Raw genomic sequence first — 24,486 nt, 5'->3', positions numbered from 1 at the left:
TGCCATGAACACTCACTCCCCATTTCACGCTTCACGTTTCGAGGGCAGCCCCATGAACACCCTGGCGTCTCGTTTCAAACGCACCGGCCTTTTCGCCCTCAGCGCACTGGTTATCGCCCTGGCCGGCTGTACCGTCGGGCCTGACTACCAGCAGCCGGAAAACACCCTGACGGCCTCGTACCAGAACCAGCCCCTGTTGCAGCAGCGCGTCGGCGAAACTCCGGCCCCCGCGCTGGACACCTGGTGGACCGGATTCAACGACCCCGAGCTGACCCGGATCATCCAGCGCGTACTGGAGCAGAATCTGGACCTGGCCAAGTCCTTCGCCCGAGTCGAACAGGCTCGCGCCGTGGCGCAACAGGCCGGCGCCATTCGCCTGCCCCAGGGCGCGCTGGATGCCAAGGCCGTGCGCCAGCGTCAGTCCACCGAAAGCTCCCAGGGTCAGATCGGCAGCGCCTTCCCCGGCTACGACCGCAACCAGACCCTGGAAACCATTGGCGTCGGCGCCAGTTGGGAAGCCGACCTTGCCGGCGGCCTGAAGCGCGGTGAGGAAGCAGCAGTCGATGAAGCCCAGGCGGCCGAGGCCAGCCATGTCGGCGTGCGGATTTCCGTGGCCTCGGAAGCTGCCGATGCCTACTTCCGGATTCGTGGCGCGCAGCAACGTCTGGCCGTGGCCGGAGACCAGGTCAAGACCCAGAACAACCTGCTGAACCTGATAAACGACCGCATGGGCAGCGGCCTGGCGACCAACCGCGAACAGGCCCAGGCTCAGGCGCTGGTGTTGCAGGCCCGGGCGACGATTCCGCCGCTGCGCACGGAACTCGCGACGCAACTGAACCGGCTGGACGTGCTGATGGGCGCACAACCAGGCACCTGGGCCAAAGAGTTGGTGAGCAGTTCGCAGCGGTACAGCGTGCCGACCATCAGTGATTCCGAAGGCCCCGCCGACCTGCTGCGGCGGCGCCCCGATGTGATCGCTGCCGAACGCAAACTGGCGGCTTCCAACGCGCGGATCGGCGCGGCGATCTCCGAGTACTACCCGAAGGTTTCGCTGTCTGGCTTGCTTGGTTTCGATACCGCCCACAGCGGGCAGTTGTTCAGTTCAGCCGCGTTCCAGCCCCAGGCGATTCTCGGCCTGCACTGGCGTCTGTTCGATTTTGGCCGGGTCGATGCCGAGGTCGCCCAGGCCAAGGGCGCCAACGCCGAAGCCCTGGCCGAGTACCGACAGGTAATGTTGAAAGCCACCGAGGACGTCGAGAACGCGATTGTCACGCTGGTGCAGCTTGAACAGCAGCGCAGTGAAGTGGACCAGGAAGTCGCTGCTCACCAGGTTGCACGGGATGCGGCGCAGGATGCCTACAAAGGCGGTGCGGTGAGCCTGGTGGAAGTGCTGGATGAGGATCGGCAGTTGCTGGTGTCGCGAGATCAACTGGCGCAATTGCACGCCAATGATGCCCGGGCTGCGGTGTCGACCTTCCGAGCCCTCGGCGGCGGTTGGCCACAGACCCCGGCGATCAGCCGCCGCTGAGCTGTAGGAGCGCGCTTGCCCGCGAAAGCGTCGGGTCTGTCAATTAATGGGCACAGACCCACCGCGGTCGCGGGCAAGCGCGCTCCTACACAATCCCCACCGTAGCCGCCCGGCCGGGCTGCTACGGGTCGAGCGTTCGCATCAGCCCTTGATGAACCCCAACAAGATTTCGTTGATTTCATCGGCCTGCACCGTGCACATGCCATGGGATCCGCCCTTGACCAAATGCAGGGTCGAGCCCTTCACCAGCTTGTGGCTCTTCTCGCCTGAAGCCACCAACGGCACGATCTGGTCGTCGTCGCCATGCAGGATCAGGGTCGGCACGTCGATCTTTTTCAAATCTTCAGTGAAGTCGGTTTCCGAGAACGCCTTGATGCAGTCGTACTCGCCCTTGATGCTGCCCAGCATGCCGATGGACCAGAACGAGTCGATGGCGCCCTGGGAGGTTTTTGCGCCGTCGCGGTTGAAGCCGAAGAACGGCACGGCCAGGTCCTTGAAGAACTGCGAACGGTCCGCGCTGAAACCTGCTCGGATGCCGTCGAATACTTCCAGCGGCAAGCCTTCGGGGTTGGCGGCGGTTTTCAGCATCAACGGAGGAACGGCGCCGATCAGCACTGCCTTGGCCACCCGGGAGGTGCCGTGGCGACCGATGTAACGCGCCACCTCGCCACCGCCGGTGGAGTGGCCGATCATGATCGCGTCCTTGAGGTCCAACGCTTCGAACAGTTGCGCCAGGTCGTCAGCGTAGGTGTCCATGTCGTTGCCGTCCCAGGTCTGGCCTGAACGGCCATGGCCGCGGCGGTCATGGGCGATCACCCGGTAGCCTTTCTGGCCAAGAAACAGCATCTGCGCATCCCACGCATCGCCATCGAGCGGCCAGCCGTGGGAAAACACGATGGGCTGACCGCTGCCCCAGTCCTTGTAGAAGAATTCGGTGCCGTCTTTGAGGGTCAGAATAGACATGTGACGCAATCCTCGAGCGATGTGCAGGGAAGATTCAGCGTAGCTGCGGATCGCGGATGTGCATTGTCGATATGTGCTGGTTTCAAAAAAGCCCTCCACATCCCCGTAGCAGCACGGCTTGCCGGCGGGGGCGGTGTGTCGGGCGAATCATTCGTCACAGACATGACGCATTTCGTAGGAGCGCTTGCCCGCGACGGCGGCGGATCTGCACCGCATGTGGCGATTGACGCGACGCTATCGCGGGCAAGCGCGCTCCTACCGGTTTCAGAGCATCATGCCGTCCCGTGCCACGATCACATGCCCCGGCAGTTCATCGGCATGCTCGATCAGCCACGCATCCAGGGTGTGGCCCACATGGGTCAGCACCGCCTTTGCAGGTTCAAGCGCATCGATGATCTGCAACGCCAGGTTCAGGTCATTGTGGTTGCGCGGCGTCTGGGGTTGTGGCGGCATGGAGCAGTCCAGCACCAGCACGTCCAGCGCCTGCTCGCGCAGCAACGCCTCGGTGGTATCCGGCAGCCCGACGGTGTCGGTCAGATAGGCGATGCGCCTGCCCTCGCCCTCCAGCAAATACCCAAGCGTCGGCTTGGAGTGCACCAGCGGCAGCGCGGTGACCTGCAAGCCACCGAACAGGCGGGTTTCGAATGCCGCGAACGGCTGGCTGAAATCCAGGATGCCGGGGTGTTTGTAGAGGTCCGACAGGCCCTCGGGGTCCGCCGGGCCATGCACAGGAATCACCAGCCCCTGCCCCCAGCGCAGGTGCAGCAGGCCCTGGGCGTGATCGGCGTGGTAGTGGGTCTGCAGAATGCCGCTGAAACTGCGCGGCGGGAAACGCTCGCACAGGTCCGGCAGGCCGCTGTCGATCAACCAGCGCTGATCGCCCATCTCGACCAGCGCCGAACACGGCAGGCGGCGCAGGCGAGCATCCGCGTGGGCCGCCGAGCACGCCTGACACTGGCAACCGTAGACTGGCACCTGCCGCGCATCCCCCGTACCGAGCAGGGTCAGGCGCATGCGTGCTCCCGGTCGATGTGCTGCAACAGCTTGGCGACGGTCTGCTCAAGGGCGCCCGAGTTGTCGAGCAACAGGATTGGCGAACCGCCGGTCGGTGCCGCCGCCAGCAGTTCATCGGCAAACTGCGCGTTGCGCGCCAGACGTGCTTCGATCTCCCCGGAGGTTTCACGATTGCGCGCCAGCAGACGCCGACGCAGCACCGCCTGATCGACGCTCAACAGCACCACCAGAAGGTCCGGATAGCGCGCCCGAGCCTGTTCGAGATGCCCGCGAGAACCGTTGACCAGCACGTCATGCCCGTCGGCCAGCCACTGGTCGATCTCTGCCGGAATGCCGTAGTGCAGGCCGTTGGCGAACCAGTTCAGGGCAAAGGCGCCCTGCGCCTGCATCTGCCGGAATTCCTCGACGCTTACCGCCTGCGCCGCCTCGCCGCGCGCTTCGGCAGATCGGGTGATGACCCGGCGCACGATCCGGCAGCCGCGTGCGGCCATCGGTTCGCGCGCGGCGTCCAGCAGGCTGTCCTTGCCCGAACCGGACGGTCCGATGAGATAGATCAACCTGCCTGTCATCAAAAAACCCTCTTCGCTTGTCGCCAGACCTGCTGGATCACCGGCAATGTGCCCACGGCGCGGGCGTGGATCAGATCGGCGCGCAGGCCGACGCGGATCTCGCCGCGATCGTTCAGCCCCGCCGAACGTGCCGGCGCCAGACTGACCGTGGTCACCGCCTTTGCCAGGCCCGCGCCCGCTACCTGACCATTATCGCCCAGTTGTCCGCGCTTTTGTTCCAGCTGGTCGCCCAGGGTGAACGCCGCTTGCAGGAGGCTGGCCGGATAATAATCGCTGGAGAGGATATCCAGTAGCCCTTCTTGCGCCAGGGTCGCCGCCGCGATGTTGCCCGAGTGCGAGCCGCCGCGAACGATGTTCGGTGCGCCCATCAGCACGCTCATGTGCAGACGCCGGCAGGCCTGCGCCGCTTCCAGGGTGGTCGGGAACTCGGCGATGGTCATGCCGTAGCCCGCCGATTCCTCGACGTGGGCCACGGTCGCGTCGTCATGGCTGGCCACCGACAGGCCGCGCGCCAGACAGATGTCGACGATGGCCTTGCGGTAACGGTCACTGTAGATCTTCGAGTTGGCGACCTGCTCGACGATGAATTCGTCCATCTGCTCGGTGCTCAGGTGGTACTTGCCCATGTAGTACTCGCGGTACTTGGATTCCAGGGCGAACTGACGCTGGCCCGGCGAATGGTCCATCACCGACACAAGCTGCACCAGCGGCTGCTCCACCAGATCGCGGAACACGCTCAGGGTGTCGGGGTGGCAGACTTCACAGCGCAGGTGCAGGCGGTGCTCGGCGCGGGTCATGTCGGCGGCGTTGGCTCGGGCAATGGCATCGACCATGCCGGGCAATTGCTGCATGCGCTTGCCCTTGGGGTTGACATCACCGATGGACAGCGCGTCGAACACCGTGGTGATGCCGGCCGCGATGATCTGCGCGTCGTGGCTCATCACCGCCGACGCAGAGGGCCAGTCCACACCCGGGCGCGGGCTGAGGTGTTTTTCCAGGTTGTCGGTGTGCAGCTCGACCAGGCCCGGCAGCAGATAGTCGCCGTCCAGGTTCTGTGCCTGTGGCAGGTAGCTGACTCCGGTCTGCACGTCCTGGATCAGGCCATCGCGCAGCACCACGGTGCCGGTGAACACCTGATCGGCAGTGACGACCCTGGCGTTGGTCAGAATCTGTTCGTTCAGCATTGCAGCAACTCCTTGGCGGTCAGGTGCTTGTCGGGCGATTCTTGCGGGGTCATGTCCAGCAGGCGGTCGGACACCGCCTCCCGTGCCAGGCGGTCATGGAAAATGCCGATCAGCGCGGCACCGCCGGCCTTGGCTTCGTTGATCAGTTCCAGCACCACCTGGCGATTGACGTCGTCCAGCGACGCGGTCGGTTCGTCGAGCAGCATTACCGGCCACGGCACCATGAAGCCGCGGGCAATATTGACGCGCTGCTGCTCGCCGCCGGAAAAGGTACCCGGCGCCAGTTGCCACAGCCGCTTGGGAATGTTCAGGCGGCTGAGCAATTCCTCGGCGCGGGCCTTGGCTTGTTCACGGCTCCAGCCACGAGCCAGGGCGGGTTCCATCACCACATCCAGAGTCGCGACCCGGGGAATCACCCGCAGAAACTGGCTGACGTAGCCCAGGGTCTGTTGCCGAACCGCCAGGACATCGCGAGGGACCGCGCCGACCATTTCCAGCCATTGCCCCCGATGCTGCAGCCGAATGCTCCCGCCCGCCGGCAGGTAGTTGCCGTAGAGGGTGCGCAGCAGGGTGCTCTTGCCTGCGCCGGAATGGCCGTGCAGCACCAGGCATTCGCCGCCGCGTACCGAGAAATTCAGGCCGCGCAGCACATTGAGCACCACCCCGTTCTGCTGGTGCAGGGTGAAGGTTTTCGAGAGGTCCTGGACCTCGATCAGCGTGTTCATCAAAGCCACTCCAAAAGTCCGATCAAGGTTGCAGCACCGAAGACACCAGCAACTGCGAATAGGGATGCTGCGGATCGTCAAGGATCTGATCGGTCAGCCCGCTTTCCACCACCCGCGAGCGGCGCATCACCATCAGCCGGTCGGCCAGCAGCCGCGCCACGGCCAGATCGTGGGTGACGATCACCACCGCCAGATCCAGCTCGCGCACCAGGCCACGCATCAGGTCCAGCAGGCGCGCCTGCACCGAGACATCCAGGCCACCGGTGGGCTCGTCCATGAACACCAGGCGCGGGCCGGACACCAGGTTGCGGGCGATCTGCAGACGCTGCTGCATGCCGCCGGAGAAGGTGCGCGGCAAGTCGTCGATGCGCGCCCGGTCGATCTCCACCTGGCTCAGCCAGTCGAGGCCCGCTGCCCGCAGTTGCTGATAGTTGCGCACGCCCTGGGCCATCAGCCGTTCGCCGATGTTGGCCCCGGCCGACACCGCCATGCGCAGGCCGTCGCGGGGGTTCTGCTCGACGAAGCCCCACTCGGTGCGCAACAGGGTGCGGCGCTCGGCTTCGCTGGCGCTGTACAGGTCGAGCCAGTGACCATCCTTGCCGCGATAATCGATGACGCCGCTGTCCGGCGGGCAACGACCGCTGAGCAGCGACAACAGGGTCGATTTACCGGAACCGGACTCGCCGACGATGCCCAGCACTTCGCCGGGGTACAGCTCGAAACTCACGTCCTGGCAGCCCTTTTCCGCGCCGTACAGCTTGGTCAGGCCATTGACCTTGAGCAGCGGCTGGGTGCGGTCGGCAGCCACCTGATCCTGAATCCTGTGCACGGCATTCATTGCGCAGCCCTCCCCTCGTTGACCCGTTGCGCGCAGTAGTCGGTGTCCGAACAGACGAAGCTCTGGGTGCCCTGATCGTCCAGGATCAGCTCATCGAGGAACGACTCGCGGCTGCCGCAGATGGCGCAACTGTGCTCCCACTTCTGCACTTCGAAGGGGTGGTCTTCGAAGTCCAGGCTGGTGACCCGGGTGTAGGGCGGCACGGCGTACAGGCGTTTTTCGCGACCGGCGCCGAACAGCATCAGGGCCGGGCTCATGTCCAGTTTCGGGTTGTCGAATTTGGGGATTGGCGAGGGGTCCATCACGTAGCGCTCGTCAACGGTCACCGGGTACGCATAGGCCGTGGCGATATGGCCGAAAGTCGCGATGTCCTCGTACAGCTTGACGTGCATGACGCCATAATCATTGAGCGCGTGCATGGTACGGGTTTCGGTTTCCGAAGGTTCGATGAAGCGCAGCGGCTCAGGAATCGGCACCTGATAGACCATGATCTGACCTTCGTGCAGCGGCGTTTCCGGGATCCGGTGGCGGGTCTGGATGATGGTCGCCTCAGGCGTACGCTCGGTGGTCGCGACCCCGGCGGTGCGGCCGAAGAAGCGGCGGATCGACACCGCGTTGGTGGTGTCGTCGGCGCCCTGGTCGATGACCTTGAGCACGTCCTCGGCGCCGAGGATCGCAGCGGTCAGCTGCATGCCGCCGGTGCCCCAGCCATAGGGCAACGGCATCTCGCGGCCGCCAAACGGCACCTGATAACCGGGAATCGCCACGGCCTTGAGCAGGCCACGGCGGATCATGCGCTTGGTCTGTTCGTCCAGATACGCGAAGTTGTACGCCTCATCGCGCGGCGCGCGAGGCTGCTGTCGAGGTTCGGTCGCGGCATTCATTGAGCCGACTCCTTGCAAGGCTTGCGCAGTTTGCGGATCAGTTCCAGTTCGGCCTGGAAGTCGACGTAGTGCGGCAGTTTCAGGTGCGACACGAAGCCCGAGGCCTCGACGTTGTCGCAGTGGGCCAGGACGAATTCTTCCTGCTGGGCAGGCGAGATGATTTCTTCGGCGTATTCGCCGGCGCGCAGCGACCGGTCCACCAGCGCCATGCCCATGGCCTTGCGCTCGGCGTGTCCGAAGGCCAGGCCATAGCCGCGGGTGAATTGCGGCAGCTCCGTGGCAGAGCCGACAAACTGGTTGACCATCTCGCATTCGGTGACTTCGATGGCGCCGATGCTGATCGGGAAACCCAGCTCTTCGGGCTCGATCCAGACCTCGACTTCACCGACGCGGATTTCGCCTGCGAACGGGTGGTTGCGGCCATAGCCGCGTTGGGTCGAATACCCCAGCGCCAACAGGAAACCCTCATCGCCTCGGGCCAGTGCCTGCAAGCGTTCGGCGCGGCTGGCCGGGTACTCCAGCGGCTCACGGGTGATGTCGGCCACCGGTGCACCGGTGTCGATCTCCTCTTTTATCAGGCCTTCCTTGCCCAGCAGGCCAGACACCCTCGGGCAGGCCTGGACCGTCGCATCGCTGCGGGTTTGCGGCCCGGGGAATTCGCCTTCGGCCAGCAAGCTGAAGTCCAGCAGCCGGTGGGTGTAGTCGAAGGTCGGGCCCAGCAACTGGCCGCCCGGTACATCCTTGAAGGTCGCCGACAAGCGACGGTCGAGCTGCATGGTCGAGGTGTCGATGGGCAGGCTGGCATTGAAGCGCGGCAGCGTGGTGCGATACGCGCGCAGCAGGAAGATCGCCTCCACCAGATCGCCCGCCGCCTGCTTGATCGCCAGCGCCGCGAGTTGTTCGTCGTACAGCGAGCCTTCGGTCATGACCCGGGCCACGGCCAGGGGCAGTTGCTCCTGGATCTGCGCGACGCCAAGCTCGGCTATCGAAGTATCGCCCCGGCGCCTTTTCGCCAGCAGCTTGTGAGCGTTGTCGATGGCCTGTTCGCCACCTTTTACAGCAACGTACATCAAACACCTCCCTTGAACAGAACCTGGGTGCTGCGCGGCAGCCCCATCAGTTCGCTACCGGCCAGGAAGAACACATCGATGCCACGGGGAAAGTCGTTGCGCGATTCACGCTCTTCCCAGAACGCCTCTTGCAGCGGCAGGCTGACGTGGTTCTTGCTTTCGATCCCCGGCCCCTTCCACGCAAGCTGGCGCCCGCCTTGCAGGCTCGGCAGTTGAACCAGCAGCGTGCAGGACTGATCGGGGTAGCGATCGTTGCCCAGGTCGAAGCCGCTCAGGTCGTGCAACTGGCTGTCGTCGAGCAAGGCGAAACGGGCGTTCTGCCGGTCGCTGACAATCGGGCAGCCGCAATGAAAGGTCAGGTTGGCGCGGATGGCCTGGGTGTCGAACCGGGGCGCAAGCCACAGCGGTGTGTCGATGTCGAGCAGCGCCAGGCACAGGGCGTGGCTGGCCGATGCCAGGCCTTCCAGATGCGGCGGGGTCTGCGCCGACAACAGGCTCTGGGCTACGCCGGGGCCTGCCAGCGCCTTGAGAGCGGCGCGGAAGCTGCGCTGGGAATCCAGCACCGGGTCGGCGAAAGCAGGCTGCAACAGGGTTGCACTTGCGGTAACTGCGTCCATCAGTTCTCTCCTCGGACCAGGGTGAAGAAGTCCACTTTGGTCGCTGCGGTTTCGGCTTGTTGTCGGGCGCGGCGCACGGCTTGTGCCTGGGCCAGCGGTTCGATCAGTTCACGTATCCAGTGGCTCTGTTGCGGGCCTTGCAAGTGCGCGTCGGCCAGCGCTGCGAGTTCGGCGTGGGCCTTGTCGCGCCCGGCCAGGTAGCTGTAGCCGGTGCGCCCGTCAGCCAGGCGCACCACGCAGCGGGTCACGGTCATTTCACCGGAGTTGAACGGTGCGCCGCTGCCGCCCATGCGGCCTCGGACCAGGGTCATGCCGATTTCCGGGGCGCGGATCATCCTGTACTCGACGTCGCGCAGGGCGTTTTCATGGGGCGCAAGATCTGCCCGGTGGGTGCGCGATAGCACGCCGAACCAGTGCTGGCGAACGCTTTGCGCGGCGTCGGGTGTGGAAGCGGTTGTGGCAGTCATCGAAGGCATCTCCATCAGGTGACGATCTGATACTGGAAGCGGTCGGAGCGGCTGGTGGAATGGGCAATCTCCACCGGACGTCCGTCCGCATCGCGGGAAAGGGTGAGCACGGTCAGCGCCGGCAGGTGACGTGGCATCAGCAGCACGCTGGCCTCTTCACGGCTGGGCAGGCGTGCGCCGATCAGGCTGAAGGTGCGGGTCAGCGGCAAATCGCGGGAGGCGAGAAACTGGCGCACCGAACCGCTCTTGTAATCGGCCACCAGCGCAGTGCGACTGGCGCAGTAGCGATGGCGGATCAGGCTCACCGGCTGGCCGTCGAGGCGGCGCAGGGTCTGCAATTCGATCAGCGGCGCGTGTTCTTCGAGGCCCAGGTGCTCGGCCTCTTCGCGGGTGGCCACGCACTGGCGGCGCTGCAACAACACCGCCTCGACACCGTGGCCCAGCGCCGACAACGACTGGCTGTAGGCACTCTCGGCAGCCACCGGGTACACCAGCGGGCGGCCCAGCACCTGGGTGCCCTTGCCCTGGCGGCGCAACAGGCAGCCTTCGCGCACCAGTTCGTCGATGGCGCGGCGCACCGTGTGGCGGTTGACGTCGAAGCGCGTGGCCAGTTGGGTTTCGGCGGGCAGGAACTCGCCAGCGCTGTAGCCGGTCAGTTCGCGGCGCAGGGTGTCGGCCAATTCGCGGTACATGGGTTCCCGATTCAGGGACTCATCTTGTCTAGACAACTGCATGGCTAAAAAAAGGGCTCGCACCCTCTCCTGTCGAAATCGTTAGATGAACTGCTTGCGCAGGCGCTGGGAGAAGATGTCGATGATGCTCACCACCACGATGATCACCAGCAGCACCGAGCAGGTCTGGGTGAATTGAAAGGCGCGGATGTTTTCCCAGAGGATCACGCCGATGCCGCCCGCGCCGACCATGCCCACCACCGTTGCCGAGCGCACGTTGGATTCGAAGCGGTACAGGGCGTAGGAAATCCACAGCGGCATGACTTGCGGAATGACCCCGAAGATCACTTCCTGCAACGCACTGGCGCCGGTGGCACGTACACCTTCCACGGGGCCCGGATCGATGGCCTCGACGGCTTCGGCGAACAGCTTGGCGAGCACGCCGGTGGTGCTGATCCACAACGCCAGGACACCGGCGAACGGACCCAGGCCCACGGCCACCACGAACAGCATGGCGAAGACCATTTCGTTGATGGAGCGGAAGGCATCCATGACCCGGCGCAGCGGCTGGTGGACCCACCAGGGGGTGATGTTTTCAGCGCACAGAACGCCCAGCGGCACCGAACAGATGATCGCCAGCAGCGTGCCCCACAGGGCGATGTGCACGGTGACGATCATCTCCTGGAGGTAGGCGCGCCATTCGTGGAAATCAGGCGGAAAGAAATCGGCGGCGAAGGTCGCCATGTTGCCCGCGTCGCGGTACAGCGCCAGCGGGTTCATCTCCGCGCCGCGCCAGGCCCAGGCCATCACCGCGAGGAAAATCCCCCAGCCCAGGTACTGCGGCCAGGTGCGCTTGCCAACGGCGTCAGCGTATACAGCGTGAGTGCTCATGACAGGGTTCCGGTATCGATTGCGTTTGAGGCAGGCGCGACGGGCTGGCCGCCGCGCCGACCGGTCAGCCCGCGTTGGCGGTCTTCTGTTTGTCCAGCTCGGAGATACGGTCTTGCAGCTTGTTCAGGCCTGCGTCGATTTCCTTGAGCTTGGCCGCCTTCTCGTCAGCGCTCAGGGTGGTGCTGGCGGTGGTTTCGGACTTCTGCTTGAACAGCTCAAGCTGGCGGATGGTCAGCAACTGGTCGTCCGAAGACTTGAGAAACTTGCCCATCTGCATGTTCTTGAGCACGGCCTTTTCTTCGTCGGTGTCACCGTAGTTGGCGAAGAAGTCGCGGATCTTGTTCTTGGTCGCATCGTCCATGCCCTTGCGCCAGACCATCGGGTCAGCCGGGATGATCGGGGACTTCCAGATCACCTTGAGCTTGGCAGCGCTTTCCGGCTGGGTGACTTCCAGGCGATCCATGCTCTCGGTGTTGAAGGTGGCGACGTCCAGTTGGCCCTTGGCGACGCTCAGGGCGTTGACTTCGTGGCTGGAGTTGAGCGTGCGCTTGAAGGCGGTAGCGGCATCGACGTTGTTCTTGGCGAACACGTAATAGCCCGGTACCAGATAGCCCGAGGTTGAGTTCGGGTCACCGTTGCCGAAGGTCAGCTCCTTGGCGTGCTTGAACATGTCGTCGATGTTGTTGATCGGGCTGTCCTTGCGCGCAATGATCAGGCTCCAGTAACCCGGCGCACCGTTGGCGGCGGCGGTCTGGGCGAAGATTTCGCCGCCCGAGCGGTCCACCGCTTCCATGGCCGCCTTGTTGCCCAGCCAGGCCACGTCGACCTTGTTGAAGCGCATGCCCTGGATCAGCCCGGCATAGTCGGAAGCGAAGGTGGCGTTGACTTTGAGGCCGGTCTTTTTCGACATGTCGTCGAGGAACGGTTGCCACACGCTTTTCAGGTTTTGCGAGGACTCGGTGGACATGATGCCGAAGTTGATGGCGCTGTCAGCGGCCTGCGCGGTGCCCATCAGGCAACCGGCGAGCACAGCGGCAGACGCGAACACGCGACCGAAACGGTTCAACATGGAGAGCTCCTGGAACGGGGGTTGGGGTGTAATGTCTGGGAAAACCTGAAGCCGTCAGGCCAGTGCCAGCTTTGGCGGGCGGCCCTTGCTGCGGCCCTGATCAGCGAACATCAGGGTGGTGTCGGCATCGGCGCCGTAGAGATCGTTGAGGAACTGGCCGCTGAGGTCGGCGCCGTTGCCGTCGAAATGGATGCGCCCGCCTTTGAGGGCTACGGCACGGGGGCAATAACGCACGGCGTAATCCACCTGATGCAGGGTCACGACCACGGTCTTGCCGTCCTGGCGGTTGATGTCGGCGAGGATTTCCATGACCTTGCGCGCAGACTCGGGGTCCAGCGAGGCGATGGGTTCATCGGCCAGAATGACCTCGGCTTGCTGGGTCAGCGCACGGGCGATGGCTACCCGTTGCTGCTGGCCGCCAGATAGCGTGGAGGCGCGTTGATGGGCGAAGTCTGCCAGCCCCACTCGCGCCAGGTTGGACAGGGCCCGGTCCTTCTCCTCGGCATTGAACAGGCCCAGGCTGCCACGCCAGCGCGGCATGCGGCCCAGGCAACCGAGCAGGACGTTGTCCAGCACGCTCAGGCGGTTGACCAGGTTGAATTGCTGGAAGATATAGCCGATGTCGGCACGCAGGCGGCGTACCTTGCCGTTGAGTCGGCCCGAGGCCTGCACTTCGCGGCCCAGTACGCGCACGCTGCCGCCGTTGCTGCGATCGCAGCAGGCCAGCCCGGCCAGGTGTCGCAACAGGGTGGATTTGCCCGACCCGGAAGCGCCGATCAGCGCCACCATTTCCCCGGGTTGTATAGACAATGCAAGGTCAACCAGAGCGGTCTTGCGAGCAAATGTCTTGTTCAAGCGGTCGACATGGATAGCTGCGTTCATGGGGGCTTCTCTTGTCTTGGGGTGCTGGCTTCCTGCCAGGTGAATGTTCAACCGCACGACCGTCCCGGGCCGTTGGGTGCGACTGACATTAGTGGTGCTCTGTGGCGTTTCGATGAACCGGAAATGACTGGACTGTCATATTGAGATGGCGTTTTGATAGTCGCCATTTCGCCGATGTTGTCGACATCTTTGCCACAGGCGTTGATCTAGAGGACGTGCGGTATAGACAAGTGCAAGCGGCCTTGCCTGCGCGTGGGCGCCAGAGGGACATGAGAAGAAATGAATATTTTTTTGTGACAGGTGAAAGAGGTGCGATTTGATCAAAGCAACGGCAAGATCAAAACGTCTGGTTGGATCCGGTGCTGCTACGGTGACGGATGACCTCCATCTCGTAGGAGCGCGCGTGCCCGCGATTGCAGTCATTCATTGACCAATGCGCCGATTGACACGCCGCCGTCGCGGGCAAGCGCGCTCCTACAGGGGGCAAGCCTGGCGCAAACACCACGCACCCCGTAGCAGTCCGGCTTGCCGGCGATGGCGATCTTACGGACGCCGACGCCGGCAAGCCGGACTGCTACGGTCATGCGTGACCTCAATCTTGTAGGAGCGCGCTTGCCCGCGATTGCAGTCATTCATTGACCGCTGCGCCGATTGACACGCCGCCGTCGCGGGCAAGCGCGCTCCTACAGGGGGCAAGCCTGGCGCAAACACCGCGCCCCCCCCCGTAGCAGTCTGGCTTGCCGGCCATGGCGAATTTGCGGGCGCCGACGCCGGCAAGCCGGACTGCTACGGTGATGCGTGACCTCAATCTTGTAGGAGCGCGCTTGCCCGCGATTGCAGTCATTCATTGACCAATGCGCCCATTGACACGCCGCCGTCGCGGGCAAGCGCGCTCCTACCGGGGGCAAGCCTGGCGCAAACACCGCGCGCCCCGTAGCAGCGCATCGAGCGATGTCAGAAGCGCCCCAGCCGATACGCCTCCGGTGCCGGCAACCCCGGCTGCACGCTGCAACCGGGCACCCACTCGAGCACCATCTCGGCGGTGATCGCTGCCTGGGTCAGGCCCAGGTGTTGGTGGCCGAACGCGAGCAGCACCTTGCCGTCGCAGGCGCTGTCGATCACCGGCAGCGAATCGGGCAACGAGGGGCGAAAGCCCATCCACGGCGTGGCATCGCTGGCGTCCAGATCCTGCTTGAACAGCCCCTGGCTCAGGCGCTGCAACTGCCAGGCCCGTTGCATGTTCGGTGGGCTTTCAAGCCCTGCGAACTCCACCGTACCGGCCAGTCGCAAGCCTTCGGCCATGGGCGTCATGATGAACTTTCGTTCAAGGGAGGTGACGGCGAACGGCAGGCGATTGTGCTCGTGGGGCAGCATCAGGTGGTAACCACGCTCGGTGTCCAGCGGCACTTTCTGGCCCGTCAGCACCTGGGTCAACTCGGCCGAATGAGCGCCACAGGCGATCAACACCTGACGGGCATTGACCTTGCCCTGATCGGTGTCCAGCGACACACCGCTGGCCTGTACCCGCCCCCCTGAAACCTTGCGTTTGAGAAACTGCACGCCGCTTTCCCTGGCCGCTTGCACCAGCTCGGTGACCAACAGATAAGGGTCGATGAAATGTCCGGTGGCGGGAAAGAACAGCCCGCCCTGAATGCTCTCGCTCAGTTGCGGCGCGGCCTGCTGAATGGCGCTGCCACTCCAGAACTCTACCGGCACGCCCTGCTCTGCCATGCGTGCCTGAAGCTGATCCAGAGCCTGACGGGATTCGTTGCGTTCGAACACCAGCAGCGAGCCGTCCTCCTTCATCAATTGTTCCCGGCCAATGGGCCCCAGCAACCTGTGCCAGGCCGCCAGGCTGCCTTCGTTCAACGCGCGGATGCCCGCCACGGTACGGCGGAACGGCTCGGGCCGAAGGTTAAGCAACAACCGGGTGAACCACGGCACGGCGCGCGGCATGTATTTCCAGTCCAGGCGCAACGGCCCCATGGGGTCCAGCAGCATCGCCGGCAGACGCTTGAGAATCGAGGCGTCTGCGATGGGAAAGACCTGCTCGGTCGCCAGGTGTCCGGCGTTGCCGTAGGACGCACCGCGACCGGGTTCCTGATGGTCCAGAACCATCACGTGCTTGCCCTGGCGGGCCAGCAGCAGCGCACAGGCGACGCCGACGATGCCCGCTCCCACCACGGCGATATCGGCGATGTGATCGGGTTGAGCGGTGTCGCGGGTATTGGGCATCGACATGACTTCTCAGCCCTCTCTCTGGCCGTCGAGCAAACGCCGCAACTGCAGCGGGTTGGCAAACTGCAAGGCATCGGGCAGCAGGCTGTCGGGGAAATCCTGGTAGCACACCGGACGCAGGAACCGCAGGATCGCCGCCGTACCGACAGACGTCGAGCGCGCATCGGAGGTGGCCGGGAACGGCCCGCCATGAACCATGGCGTCGCACACTTCGACACCGGTCGGCCAGCCGTTGACCAGCAGGCGCCCGGCCTTGCGCTCAAGGGTCGGCAACAAGGCGCGGGCCGCCTGCACGTCCTCATCATGCAGGTGCAGCGTGGTGGTCAACTGGCCTTCCAGGTGCTCGGCCACTTCACGCACCTGCTCGTCGCTCTCGCACTGCACCACCAACGAAGCTGCGCCGAAAATCTCCGCCTGCAAGGCGTGGTTGGCGAGAAAGTCCCGAGCGTGGGTGACGAACAGATGGGTCTGGCACTGGTTCGGACCCTGCGCCGCAAGCCCGGCGGTGGCCGGATGGCTGACCTGTTCAGCCAACGCCCCGACACCGGCCTCATAGGCACTGAAGATGCCAGGGGTGAGCATGGTCTGCGCCGGGCTGTTCTGCACCTGGGCCGCCGCTGCGGCGATGAACCGCTCAAGGTCCGGCCCCTGGCGCGCAATCACCAGACCCGGATTGGTGCAGAACTGCCCTGCCCCCTGGTTCAAGGAAGCCACGAAGCCTTGCGCCAGCGCCTCGGCGCGTGCCTGCAAGGCCGCCGGAAACAGGAACACCGGATTGATCGAACTCATTTCCGCGTACACCGGAATGGGCTCGGGACGATTCTGCGCCGCCTGGCACAAGGCGATGCCACCACTGCGCGAGCCAGTGAAGCCCACCGCCTTGATGCGTGGATCGGTGACCAGCGCGGTACCCACTTCGCGCCCCGAGCCGTATAACAGGGAGAACACGCCCTCGGGCAGGTTGCAGTGTTTGACCGCCTTCGCCACCGCCCGCCCTACCAGCTCGCTGGTGCCGGGATGAGCGCTGTGGGCCTTGACCACCACCGGGCAACCGGCAGCCAGCGCAGACGCGGTGTCGCCACCGGCCACGGAAAACGCCAACGGGAAGTTGCTGGCACCGAACACGGCCACCGGCCCCAGCGGCACCTGACGCTGACGCAAATCGGCGCGTGGCAGCGGCTGACGCTCCGGCATGGCAGTGTCGACCCGCACGTCCAGCCACTCACCGGCCCGCACAGTCCGGGCGAAAGTACGCAACTGGTGGCAGGTGCGGCCGCGTTCACCCTGGATACGGGCGCGTGGCAGGCCGGTTTCCAGCGTCGCGCGATCCACCAGTTCGTCGCCCAGGGCCTCGATCTCGCTGGCGATGGTTTCCAGAAACTCGGCGCGGGATGCAAGGGATGTCTCGCGGAAAGTATCAAACGCTGCCCATGCCAGTGCACAGGCTTGCGCCACGTGTTCGGCAGTGGCGCCCGGATAAGCGGGTTCGAGGTCCTGGCCGGTGGCTGGATCGATGGCGCGGATCGCTTCGCCGGTGCCGGAAACGGCGTGCTGGCCGACCAGCATGTTGCCTGTGAGGGTCATGGGATGTCCTTGAAAAAAAGAGAAGATGCAGTGGCGCTCGATGGACGCACCACGGGAACCAGAACAAAAGGCGACGCCCGCCGGGGCGCCGCCTGCACAGCGGCTATCAGGCCAGGTTCTGCTCGGCCGACCAGTTGGCGTACCAGTTGCGGAACAAGGTGTACTGCGCTTCGGCGTAACCGCGCTGGGCTTCGCTGAGCTTGTCCGATTCGTTGAAGTGCAAGGTGTATTCCTTGTCGCCGTTGAGCACCATCAGGTGCTTGTAGAACAGCACCAGATCGCAGCCTTCGTCGAAGGACGACAGCACGCCCAGGGCGGCCTCCAGCTCGCGCGCCTGACGGCGGGCCTTGGCGTCACCCGCCGCGGCTTTCTTGCTCAGGGCAACCAGGGTCAGCACTTCGCGTGGCAGCGCGTTGCCGATACCGGTGATCGCACCGGTGGCGCCGCAGTTGACGAAGCCATGCACCACTTGGGTGTCGACGCCGACCATCAGGATCACTTCGTCATCCTGGGAGGTGATGTTTTCCGCCGCATAACGCATGTCGGCAGCACCGCCGAACTCTTTGAAGCCGATCAGGTTCTTGTGCTCGCGGCGCAGTTCGAAGAACAGGTCGGCGCGGGTGGCAAAACCGTAGTAAGGGCTGTTGTAGATCACCGCCGGCAGGTTCGGCGCAGCCTTGAGGATGTCCGAGAAGTGCGACTTCTGCGCGGTCAGCGAAGCACCACGGGACAGCACGCGCGGAATGACCATCAGGCCGGCGGCGCCGACCTTGGCGGCATGGGCTGCATGGGACACCGCCTCACGGGTGTTCACGGCACCGGTGCCGACCACGGTTGGAATGCCAGCGGCCACCAGGCGCGCCACGCCTTCCTGGCGCTCGGATTCGGTCAGCAGGGGCCAGTCACCCATGGAACCGCAATACACCACGGCGCTCATACCGATATCGATCAGTTCGCGGCCTTTCTTGACCAGCGCATCGAAGTCCGGCTTGCGGTCGGCGGTGCACGGGGTCATCAGGGCGGGCATGCAGCCGGTGAAGATGTTGTCGCTCATGGGGTTGCTCCTTGTTCGTTTAAATAGTGCGTTCAGATCAATAGGGTGTGTTGCGCCGCCCAGGCGGCATCGGGCGCAGGGCTCAGATGCCCCACGCGAAAGCGTCCTGCTCGTCGATCAGCAGCGTGCTGTCGGCGGTCATGAAGGCCTGGCCGCGAATGAAAGGCCGGATGCGCTCGCCTTCGCATTCGAAGCGGCCCTGAAACTGGCTGCCGGTGATGCTGGCCTGTACCCAGGTCTTGCCGGCTTCTAGCTTGCCGTCGGCGGCCAGGCACGCGAGTTTGGCGCTGGTACCGGTGCCGCATGGCGAGCGGTCATAGGCCTTGCCGGGACACATCACGAAGTTGCGGCTGTCGGCCTGGGCGTCGTCGGCGAACAGTTCGATGTGGTCGATCAGCGCACCGCCTTCGCCGGTGATGCCCTGCTCTTCCAGGGCCTTGAGCATGGTCCAGGTGTATTCGGTCAGGTGCTCGACGTTGCTCATGTCCAGGGTCTTGCCGTGGTCCGAGACCAGGAAGAACCAGTTGCCGCCGTAGGCGATGTCGCCCAGCACGCGACCGTGGCCCGGCACTTCCACTGCCACCTGCTGGCGATAGCGCCAGGACGGCACGTTGCCGATGGTCACGGCGCCGTCATCGTGCAGCGTGGCGCTGACCTGGCCCACCGGGGTGTCGATCTTGTGCACGCCCGGACCGATCAGCCCCAGATAGGCCAGGGAATTGACCAGGCCGATGGTGCCGTGCCCGCACATGCCCAGGTAGCCGGTGTTGTTGAAGAAGATCACCCCGCAGGTGGCGTCCGGCGAGTCCGGCTCGCAGTACAGCGCGCCGACCAGTACGTCATTGCCCCGCGGTTCGAGCAGGCACGCGCGGCGCCACTGATCATATTCGCTGCGCAGCGAGTCGCGCTTCTCGGCCATGGTGCTCCCGGACAGTTGCGGGAAGCCCTTCATCACCAGCCGCGTCGGTTCACCGCCGGTGTGGGAATCGATCACCTGTACTTTTTTCATGAACCCGTCCTTTCTGAGGCTGAGCCTTAATGGAATGTGTGGCGGTCGGTCAGACCAACAATTGTTCGATGTCGTGTATCAACTGGCTGTCGACGAAAACCCCGTCGCGCTCCGAGCGCTGGCGCGCCGCAAAACGTCGCTGCGAAGGCAGGCGCGCGCCCTGTTGGGTAATCGCGCCGAACAATTGCTCGGCGCTTTGCAGGCCCTGCTCCAGGTCGTCGCCGAGGAAGCGTTTGGGGTCGAACGCCAGCAACAATTCGCCGTGGCACGGCGTGGCGCCCGCACCGCCGTCGAAGGTCAGGGATTGAGCGCTGGTCATGTCGCCGATCAGCGCCCCGGCCATCAATTCGATCATTGCCGCCAGCGCCGAACCCTTGTGGCCGCCAAACGTCTGCATCGCGCCCCCGAGTGCCGCCTGGGCATCGGTGGTGGGCGTGCCCTCGGCATCCAATCCCCAGCCCAGCGGGATCGGCTTGTCCTGCCGGGCATGCAGCTCGATGTCGCCACGGGCAATCGCACTGGTGGCGAAGTCGAACACGAACGGCTCCTGCCCCGGACGCGGCCAGGCAAAGGCCAGAGGGTTAGTGCCGAACACACCCTTGCTGCCGCCGTGGGGCGCAACCCAGGCGTGGCTCGGGGTCATCGCCATGCCCACCAGCCCGTGGGCGGCGATGGCTTCGACTTCCGGCCACAGCGCCGAGAAGTGAAAACAGTTGCGAATCACCAGCGCGGCCACACCCAGGGCACGGGCCTGCTCGACCAGCAGCGGCAAGCCGGTTTCCAGGGCGAGCAGCGAATAGGCCCGGTGCGCATCGATGTTGATGATCGACGGTGCCGGATGGCTCACAGTGGGTTGTGCCACCGGCGATACCTTGCCCGAACGCAGCGAGCGCACGCACACCAGCACCCGGTACAAGCCATGGGAATGGCATTCGTCACGCTGGCCCTGGGTGATGACCTGGGCAATCGCCCGGGCGTGGTCTTCGCCCATGCCGTTATGGATCAGTGCGCGCATCGCCAGGTCGTGGACCTGTTCGAGACTCAGATGGACGGTATCGCTCAAGCTCTGCTCTCCACTAGTCCGGGTTTCAGGACGCATGCTGCGCGCGCCCGCCCACAGGCCGCAGCCCGGCACGGGGTTCGGCAACCGCTTCGCTTTCTTCGTCATCGTCCAGGTTGACCAGGTGCGCCGGCACGCCGGTCGCCGCTCCCCAGTAATAGATGCCCAGCGCACAGGCCGCCACCACCAGGGTGTCGAACGGATGGCTGATGGCACCGATGCCGCCAAAACTGCCCAGCTTGGAGAGCACGATGGTCACTGCGTAGAAGCCGATCAGCCACAACGATGAGCGGACTTGCTGGCCCAGGCTAAGGTGCTGGGTCGGGACGAAACGGCCGCACAGCAGGTAGATCACGAACATCACGATTTGCAGGCCCAGCAGCCAGGAGACCGTGCTCCAGCCCGACCAGTAGACGATCAGCGCGGCGATGATGAACGACAGCGGCCCCATGACGCCCATGCACTTGACCCGGAACGGCCGCGGCATGTCGGGAGCATTGCGACGCAATGCAGCGACCGACACCGGCGCCACGGCGTAGCTGAGAATCAGCGCAGCGGACACCACGTTGATCAGCGCTTCCCACGACGGGAATGGCAGGGTCCAGAACACCGACAGCCCGAAGGTCAGCCACAGCGCCGGGCGCGGAATGCCGGACTCTTCGTCGATGCGGGTGAAGACCTTGAAAAAGGTGCCGGTTTGCGCCCAGCCATAGATCACGCGCGGGGTGGCGTTCATGTAGATGTTGCCGCAACCGCTGGGGGAGATCATGGCATCGGCCACCACCAAGTACGCCAGCCAGCCTACACCCAAGGCCAGGGCGATATCGCGATAAGGCAGCGCCAGTTCCTTGCTGACCGCGGCCCAACCGTTGGCGAGCATCTCGGTTGGCACGCTGCCGACGAAGGCCAGTTGCAACAGCACGTAGATCGCGGTGGACAGCAGCACCGACAGGATCAGCGCAAAAGGAATGGTGCGCTGCGGGTTCTTCACCTCGCTGGCCACCGAAATGATCGGCGTCAGCCCCAGGTAGGCAAAGATGATCCCGCCCGCCGAGACCGCCATCTCAATGCCCGACATGCCGAACGGCGCAAAGCCCTGGCTGGTCAGGTTCTGCGGTTTGAAGAACGCGAACAGCACGCCGATCACCAGCAGCGGCACGATGAACTTGAACACGCTGATGAGGTTGTTGGCCTTGGCGAAGGTTTTCACGCTGCGATAGTTCAGCCAGAAAAACAGGCACAGCAGGCCGAACTGCACCAGCCAGCCGATGGCGGTCGGATCGCTTGAACCTGCCTTGGTCAGCTCGGGAAACCAGGCCGCCGCGTATTGACGCGAGGCCACCACTTCAATCGCCACCAGGCTTGTAAAGGCGATCAGGGTGATGAACCCCATCAGGTAGCCCAGCAACGGGCCGTGGGAATAGACCGGGTAGCGAATCACGCCACCTGCACGGGGCAATGCCGCGCCCAGTTCGCAATAAACGATACCCAGCAACAGCACGGCAAAACCGCCCAGCACCCAGGAAAAAATACCTGCAGGCCCTGCAATCGCAGAGACATGACTGGCTGCAAACAACCAGCCCGAGCCAAAAATGGCGCCCAGTCCGATAAACGTGAGGTCTATCAGTGAAAGTTGTTTTTTGAACTTACCGTTACCTGACATCGTTTTGCCTTTTTGTGTGTTATTGAATCGGCAGTTTCATGAGGCTTGATTCGCTGTTGCGGATCGTCAATGCGTGGAGTAACCGCCGCTGTCTTATTGAATTTTCGGCTGCATTCGATGGGCATAGAGTGAACCCAAACCCCACCCCCGCGCTTGATGCTTTCGCCTGCGCGCCATGACGAAATCGGCACAATTCGAAAAATCCCCGCGCGCCGCCAGAACGCTCTGGCACGCCACTCGACAGTCTGCAAAGCATGATGCAAGCTGACCTCCCGACCGCTCATGGACGGCATCACGGAGTCGCAAAATGGCGCACAACGCCCTGGACATCTTGCTGCACGGCAACGACCTGCACCGCCCGGAAAACATCGAGCAACTGCTTGCCGGGGTCGCCTTGCTATTGCCGATGCTGGACGTGATCCCCAACGCCGCGATCTTCATCAAGGACGATCAGGCGCGTTATGTACTGGCCAACCGCACCCTGGTGGAACGCTGCGGGCTCAAACAGTTGAAACCCTTGTTGGGCAAGACCAGCGCCGATGTATTCCCGGCACAGTTCGGGCCCGGCTATACCGAACAGGATCAGCGCGTACTTGAACGGGGCGAGATACTCGAAGACCAACTTGAACTGCACTTGTACGGCAGCCGGGAACCGGGCTGGTGCATGACCCACAAACGCCCCTTATATAACCGCGCCGGGGAAATCATCGGCCTGATGGGCATCTCGGTAGACCTGCAAACGGCCAGCGACATGCACCCGGCCTACCAGCGCCTGGCCGCCGTGGACGACTTTATCCGCACCCATTTCTACCGGCCCATCAGCCTCTCGGAGCTGACCCGCATCGCCGGAATCTCCGTGGCGCAACTGGAACGCTACTGCAAGCGCGTGTTCCACCTGACGCCACGCCAAATGATCCAGAAGGTGCGCCTGGAAAACGCCCACCGCCTGCTGCTGACCGACCTGCCTATCACCGATGTCGCCATCCAGTGCGGCTACACCGACCACAGCGCCTTCAGCCGGCAGTTCAAGGCGCTGACCGGGTTTACGCCAAGGCAGTACCGCCAGGCGACCGGGCGGGAGTGAGCGCGCGATACAACATCGCGAAACACATCCGCTTGCCTGGATGCTGTCCTACACCAGCCGCGATGATCGGGCTGTAGACACCGTAAAACCTGGGGCTCGCCGTTTGCGGGGCGGACCACTGCCAGCGTTCTCCCCTTCATGAGGACAGCCGGCGGTTTGACAGTGCAGAGGGCCGATGCGAAGCTTCGAACATCGAAAAGGAGAACGCGTATGTCACTTGCAGCCGTCATGAGATTCCTCGGAATTCTGGACGAGAAGGACATGTACATGAAGGCCAGGGGTGGCGTGAAGAACCTTCATATCGTAGGTCGCGGCATGCTCAAGCAGGACCTTCAGGAAATCTACAACTCTGACAGCTACAAAGACGCTCAGAAAATCGCTGAGCAGATCGTCGCCAAGCAAGCCTGAGCATGGGGTTGCTTCTCATACTCCCGATTCTGGTGAGTGGCTACCTCGTCTGCATGAACCACCCTTACTACTTCTGCCGCCTACATCGCTATGACGGCCAGCTGCTTTACCTGCTGGTCGCCAAACTTGGCTTGTATTGCGTGCTGTTTGCCCTCGTTGCCTGCAGCACGGCCACCGCCCTCGACCGGTTTCTCGAATGGTGTGACCTGCAGGGCCGGATCGGGCTGATACTTGTCGATCTGGGTTATTCCAGCGCTGCCTCTGCGGCTCATCACGCGTTTGTGCTGCAAGTAGCAGTCCTCACGATTTTCACCCCGGTCCTCTGGACTCTCGCTGCACGATTCCTGGGTTTTCTCAGAGGCAGGTACACAGGTTTCGGATCAGCCTCTGCCTATCACCGCACTCGTTTGCTGCTGGACACGCCACTGGGGGAACTGCTCTTCGACTCTGTGTCGAAAACGCGCCAGATCCTGATGCTGACCATGAACGATCGCAAGGTTTACGTCGGGCTTGTGGACTCGCTCGGCGAAGCCAGCGAAAAGGAGTCCCCGCAAAGTACCTTCAGTTTCGTGCCTATGCTCAGCGGCTATAGGGACAAGGACACGCTGGAGTTGAAACTGACCACGACATACCCTGACCGCGATACGATCCGCATAGTCTTGCGAGCAGAAAATGTGCTGACTGCCACGCCCTGGAAGCCCGAGCACTGGAAGGACTTCTCCGCTGTGCGGGCCGCGCATGTCAGGACGGTCAACAGGAAATGCCTGCGGCAGCGTTTGTTGTCAGCCGGCAGCACGATTTCCGGCTAACACGATGATGTTTATGATTTTTTTCATCCGCGTGCTTGACTTCCCTTTTTTAATCAGTAAGATAGCGCTCATTCCGCGATAGCTCAGTTGGTAGAGCAAGTGACTGTTAATCACTGGGTCCCTGGTTCGAGTCCAGGTCGTGGAGCCAAACGTAATACTGAAAAGGCCAGCGCATAGCTGGCCTTTTTTGTTTGTGCACGGAAAA

Annotated in this window: 25 protein-coding genes and 1 tRNA gene; 5 read left to right on the top strand and 21 right to left on the bottom strand. The window is 63.7% G+C overall.

Going from position 1 to position 24,486, the window contains the following annotated elements; genetic code table 11:
- Positions 1-4 precede the first annotated feature (4 nt).
- Complete coding sequence (locus tag ACIPO9_RS11850; protein WP_400781037.1) at positions 5-1,528, top strand: efflux transporter outer membrane subunit; 1,524 nt, start codon at positions 5-7, stop codon at positions 1,526-1,528.
- A gap of 141 nt (positions 1,529-1,669) precedes the next feature.
- Here ACIPO9_RS11850 and ACIPO9_RS11845 read toward each other — a convergent pair whose 3' ends face one another.
- The 21 genes from ACIPO9_RS11845 to ACIPO9_RS11745 form a co-directional block, all read right to left on the bottom strand.
- Positions 1,670-2,491, bottom strand: coding sequence for an alpha/beta fold hydrolase (locus tag ACIPO9_RS11845; RefSeq protein WP_274130776.1), 822 nt, complete (start codon positions 2,489-2,491; stop codon positions 1,670-1,672).
- Between the two features lie 264 nt (positions 2,492-2,755).
- A complete protein-coding gene (gene phnP / locus ACIPO9_RS11840) occupies positions 2,756-3,505 on the bottom strand; it encodes a phosphonate metabolism protein PhnP (protein ID WP_400781036.1) in 750 nt (249 codons plus the stop codon).
- Positions 3,496-4,074 carry a phosphonate metabolism protein/1,5-bisphosphokinase (PRPP-forming) PhnN gene (gene phnN / locus ACIPO9_RS11835; protein ID WP_400781033.1) on the bottom strand — a complete coding sequence of 193 codons (579 nt, stop codon included), beginning with the start codon at positions 4,072-4,074 and terminating at the stop codon, positions 3,496-3,498. The genes phnP and phnN overlap by 10 nt, the downstream gene beginning before the upstream one ends.
- Positions 4,074-5,258, bottom strand: coding sequence for an alpha-D-ribose 1-methylphosphonate 5-triphosphate diphosphatase (locus ACIPO9_RS11830; RefSeq protein WP_400781030.1), 1,185 nt, complete (start codon positions 5,256-5,258; stop codon positions 4,074-4,076). Before ACIPO9_RS11830 ends, phnN begins: the two co-directional genes overlap by 1 nt.
- Positions 5,252-5,983: a phosphonate C-P lyase system protein PhnL gene (phnL, locus tag ACIPO9_RS11825; RefSeq protein WP_400781028.1), complete on the bottom strand. Its 732-nt coding sequence runs from the start codon at positions 5,981-5,983 to the stop codon at positions 5,252-5,254. Before phnL ends, ACIPO9_RS11830 begins: the two co-directional genes overlap by 7 nt.
- Positions 5,984-6,005: 22 nt before the next feature.
- Positions 6,006-6,821, bottom strand: a complete 816-nt coding sequence (gene phnK / locus ACIPO9_RS11820) for a phosphonate C-P lyase system protein PhnK (protein WP_400781026.1) — start codon at positions 6,819-6,821, stop codon at positions 6,006-6,008.
- Positions 6,818-7,705 carry an alpha-D-ribose 1-methylphosphonate 5-phosphate C-P-lyase PhnJ gene (locus ACIPO9_RS11815; RefSeq protein ID WP_400607233.1) on the bottom strand — a complete coding sequence of 296 codons (888 nt, stop codon included), beginning with the start codon at positions 7,703-7,705 and terminating at the stop codon, positions 6,818-6,820. The genes phnK and ACIPO9_RS11815 overlap by 4 nt, the downstream gene beginning before the upstream one ends.
- Positions 7,702-8,775, bottom strand: coding sequence for a carbon-phosphorus lyase complex subunit PhnI (locus tag ACIPO9_RS11810; protein ID WP_400781023.1), 1,074 nt, complete (start codon positions 8,773-8,775; stop codon positions 7,702-7,704). The genes ACIPO9_RS11815 and ACIPO9_RS11810 overlap by 4 nt, the downstream gene beginning before the upstream one ends.
- Positions 8,775-9,392, bottom strand: a complete 618-nt coding sequence (gene phnH, locus ACIPO9_RS11805) for a phosphonate C-P lyase system protein PhnH (RefSeq protein WP_274130765.1) — start codon at positions 9,390-9,392, stop codon at positions 8,775-8,777. The genes ACIPO9_RS11810 and phnH overlap by 1 nt, the downstream gene beginning before the upstream one ends.
- Positions 9,392-9,859, bottom strand: coding sequence for a phosphonate C-P lyase system protein PhnG (gene phnG / locus ACIPO9_RS11800; protein WP_400781021.1), 468 nt, complete (start codon positions 9,857-9,859; stop codon positions 9,392-9,394). The genes phnH and phnG overlap by 1 nt, the downstream gene beginning before the upstream one ends.
- 14 nt (positions 9,860-9,873) lie before the next feature.
- Positions 9,874-10,593, bottom strand: coding sequence for a phosphonate metabolism transcriptional regulator PhnF (phnF, locus tag ACIPO9_RS11795; protein WP_400781018.1), 720 nt, complete (start codon positions 10,591-10,593; stop codon positions 9,874-9,876).
- Between the two features lie 39 nt (positions 10,594-10,632).
- Positions 10,633-11,421, bottom strand: a complete 789-nt coding sequence (phnE, locus tag ACIPO9_RS11790; protein ID WP_400781015.1) for a phosphonate ABC transporter, permease protein PhnE — start codon at positions 11,419-11,421, stop codon at positions 10,633-10,635.
- Positions 11,422-11,485: 64 nt separating this feature from the next.
- Positions 11,486-12,490 (bottom strand): phosphonate ABC transporter substrate-binding protein, encoded by a 1,005-nt coding sequence (phnD, locus tag ACIPO9_RS11785; RefSeq protein ID WP_400607241.1) that lies wholly within the window; start codon positions 12,488-12,490, stop codon positions 11,486-11,488.
- Positions 12,491-12,544: 54 nt separating this feature from the next.
- Positions 12,545-13,372, bottom strand: coding sequence for a phosphonate ABC transporter ATP-binding protein (gene phnC / locus ACIPO9_RS11780; RefSeq protein ID WP_274130760.1), 828 nt, complete (start codon positions 13,370-13,372; stop codon positions 12,545-12,547).
- 419 nt (positions 13,373-13,791) lie between these two features.
- Positions 13,792-13,956 carry a hypothetical protein gene (locus ACIPO9_RS11775; protein WP_400781012.1) on the bottom strand — a complete coding sequence of 55 codons (165 nt, stop codon included), beginning with the start codon at positions 13,954-13,956 and terminating at the stop codon, positions 13,792-13,794.
- 370 nt (positions 13,957-14,326) lie between these two features.
- Positions 14,327-15,607 (bottom strand): NAD(P)/FAD-dependent oxidoreductase, encoded by a 1,281-nt coding sequence (locus ACIPO9_RS11770; protein ID WP_400781081.1) that lies wholly within the window; start codon positions 15,605-15,607, stop codon positions 14,327-14,329.
- Positions 15,608-15,619: 12 nt separating this feature from the next.
- The gene (locus ACIPO9_RS11765) at positions 15,620-17,194 is read right to left on the bottom strand and encodes an aldehyde dehydrogenase (NADP(+)) (RefSeq protein WP_400781009.1); all 1,575 of its coding nucleotides are present in this window, start codon (positions 17,192-17,194) and stop codon (positions 15,620-15,622) included.
- A 106-nt stretch (positions 17,195-17,300) separates the two neighbouring features.
- Complete coding sequence (locus tag ACIPO9_RS11760; RefSeq protein WP_400607245.1) at positions 17,301-18,248, bottom strand: dihydrodipicolinate synthase family protein; 948 nt, start codon at positions 18,246-18,248, stop codon at positions 17,301-17,303.
- Between the two features lie 82 nt (positions 18,249-18,330).
- Positions 18,331-19,257 (bottom strand): 4-hydroxyproline epimerase, encoded by a 927-nt coding sequence (locus ACIPO9_RS11755; protein ID WP_400781008.1) that lies wholly within the window; start codon positions 19,255-19,257, stop codon positions 18,331-18,333.
- 49 nt (positions 19,258-19,306) lie between these two features.
- Entirely contained in the window at positions 19,307-20,320 is a 1,014-nt protein-coding gene (locus tag ACIPO9_RS11750) for an Ldh family oxidoreductase (RefSeq protein ID WP_400781005.1), read from the bottom strand.
- A gap of 25 nt (positions 20,321-20,345) precedes the next feature.
- Positions 20,346-21,980, bottom strand: coding sequence for an APC family permease (locus ACIPO9_RS11745; protein WP_400781003.1), 1,635 nt, complete (start codon positions 21,978-21,980; stop codon positions 20,346-20,348).
- 307 nt (positions 21,981-22,287) lie between these two features.
- Between ACIPO9_RS11745 and ACIPO9_RS11740 the strand changes: the two genes are divergently transcribed.
- The 4 genes from ACIPO9_RS11740 to ACIPO9_RS11725 all read left to right on the top strand — a co-directional run bounded on the left by ACIPO9_RS11740 (position 22,288) and on the right by ACIPO9_RS11725 (position 24,429).
- The gene (locus ACIPO9_RS11740; RefSeq protein WP_400607254.1) at positions 22,288-23,064 is read left to right on the top strand and encodes a helix-turn-helix domain-containing protein; all 777 of its coding nucleotides are present in this window, start codon (positions 22,288-22,290) and stop codon (positions 23,062-23,064) included.
- 210 nt (positions 23,065-23,274) lie between these two features.
- The gene (locus ACIPO9_RS11735) at positions 23,275-23,472 is read left to right on the top strand and encodes a hypothetical protein (RefSeq protein ID WP_274130753.1); all 198 of its coding nucleotides are present in this window, start codon (positions 23,275-23,277) and stop codon (positions 23,470-23,472) included.
- A gap of 2 nt (positions 23,473-23,474) precedes the next feature.
- Positions 23,475-24,281, top strand: a complete 807-nt coding sequence (locus ACIPO9_RS11730; RefSeq protein ID WP_400781001.1) for a hypothetical protein — start codon at positions 23,475-23,477, stop codon at positions 24,279-24,281.
- A 72-nt stretch (positions 24,282-24,353) separates the two neighbouring features.
- Positions 24,354-24,429 (top strand) — tRNA-Asn (locus tag ACIPO9_RS11725).
- Positions 24,430-24,486: the final 57 nt, after the last annotated feature.

Source organism: Pseudomonas sp. NPDC090203 (genome assembly GCF_044746765.1).
Classification (GTDB): domain Bacteria; phylum Pseudomonadota; class Gammaproteobacteria; order Pseudomonadales; family Pseudomonadaceae; genus Aquipseudomonas; species Aquipseudomonas putida_AD.
This window is presented reverse-complemented; position numbering and strand designations above follow the sequence as displayed.

Bases quoted from the DNA above. Each gene is read 5' to 3' on its own strand.
- phnD (WP_400607241.1), bottom strand. From the start codon at position 12,490: ATGTTGAACCGTTTCGGTCGCGTGTTCGCGTCTGCCGCTGTGCTCGCC.
- phnE (WP_400781015.1), bottom strand. From the start codon at position 11,421: ATGAGCACTCACGCTGTATACGCTGACGCCGTTGGCAAGCGCACCTGG.
- ACIPO9_RS11755 (WP_400781008.1), bottom strand. From the start codon at position 19,257: ATGAAAAAAGTACAGGTGATCGATTCCCACACCGGCGGTGAACCGACG.
- phnG (WP_400781021.1), bottom strand. From the start codon at position 9,859: ATGACTGCCACAACCGCTTCCACACCCGACGCCGCGCAAAGCGTTCGC.
- ACIPO9_RS11735 (WP_274130753.1), top strand. From the start codon at position 23,275: ATGTCACTTGCAGCCGTCATGAGATTCCTCGGAATTCTGGACGAGAAG.
- ACIPO9_RS11770 (WP_400781081.1), bottom strand. From the start codon at position 15,607: ATGCCCAATACCCGCGACACCGCTCAACCCGATCACATCGCCGATATC.
- ACIPO9_RS11830 (WP_400781030.1), bottom strand. From the start codon at position 5,258: ATGCTGAACGAACAGATTCTGACCAACGCCAGGGTCGTCACTGCCGAT.
- phnP (WP_400781036.1), bottom strand. From the start codon at position 3,505: ATGCGCCTGACCCTGCTCGGTACGGGGGATGCGCGGCAGGTGCCAGTC.
- phnC (WP_274130760.1), bottom strand. From the start codon at position 13,372: ATGAACGCAGCTATCCATGTCGACCGCTTGAACAAGACATTTGCTCGC.
- ACIPO9_RS11740 (WP_400607254.1), top strand. From the start codon at position 22,288: ATGGCGCACAACGCCCTGGACATCTTGCTGCACGGCAACGACCTGCAC.
- ACIPO9_RS11845 (WP_274130776.1), bottom strand. From the start codon at position 2,491: ATGTCTATTCTGACCCTCAAAGACGGCACCGAATTCTTCTACAAGGAC.
- ACIPO9_RS11730 (WP_400781001.1), top strand. From the start codon at position 23,475: ATGGGGTTGCTTCTCATACTCCCGATTCTGGTGAGTGGCTACCTCGTC.
- ACIPO9_RS11765 (WP_400781009.1), bottom strand. From the start codon at position 17,194: ATGACCCTCACAGGCAACATGCTGGTCGGCCAGCACGCCGTTTCCGGC.
- phnK (WP_400781026.1), bottom strand. From the start codon at position 6,821: ATGAATGCCGTGCACAGGATTCAGGATCAGGTGGCTGCCGACCGCACC.
- ACIPO9_RS11810 (WP_400781023.1), bottom strand. From the start codon at position 8,775: ATGTACGTTGCTGTAAAAGGTGGCGAACAGGCCATCGACAACGCTCAC.
- phnL (WP_400781028.1), bottom strand. From the start codon at position 5,983: ATGAACACGCTGATCGAGGTCCAGGACCTCTCGAAAACCTTCACCCTG.
- ACIPO9_RS11745 (WP_400781003.1), bottom strand. From the start codon at position 21,980: ATGTCAGGTAACGGTAAGTTCAAAAAACAACTTTCACTGATAGACCTC.
- ACIPO9_RS11760 (WP_400607245.1), bottom strand. From the start codon at position 18,248: ATGAGCGACAACATCTTCACCGGCTGCATGCCCGCCCTGATGACCCCG.
- ACIPO9_RS11775 (WP_400781012.1), bottom strand. From the start codon at position 13,956: ATGACCGTAGCAGTCCGGCTTGCCGGCGTCGGCGTCCGTAAGATCGCC.
- ACIPO9_RS11850 (WP_400781037.1), top strand. From the start codon at position 5: ATGAACACTCACTCCCCATTTCACGCTTCACGTTTCGAGGGCAGCCCC.
- phnH (WP_274130765.1), bottom strand. From the start codon at position 9,392: ATGGACGCAGTTACCGCAAGTGCAACCCTGTTGCAGCCTGCTTTCGCC.
- phnN (WP_400781033.1), bottom strand. From the start codon at position 4,074: ATGACAGGCAGGTTGATCTATCTCATCGGACCGTCCGGTTCGGGCAAG.
- ACIPO9_RS11815 (WP_400607233.1), bottom strand. From the start codon at position 7,705: ATGAATGCCGCGACCGAACCTCGACAGCAGCCTCGCGCGCCGCGCGAT.
- phnF (WP_400781018.1), bottom strand. From the start codon at position 10,593: ATGCAGTTGTCTAGACAAGATGAGTCCCTGAATCGGGAACCCATGTAC.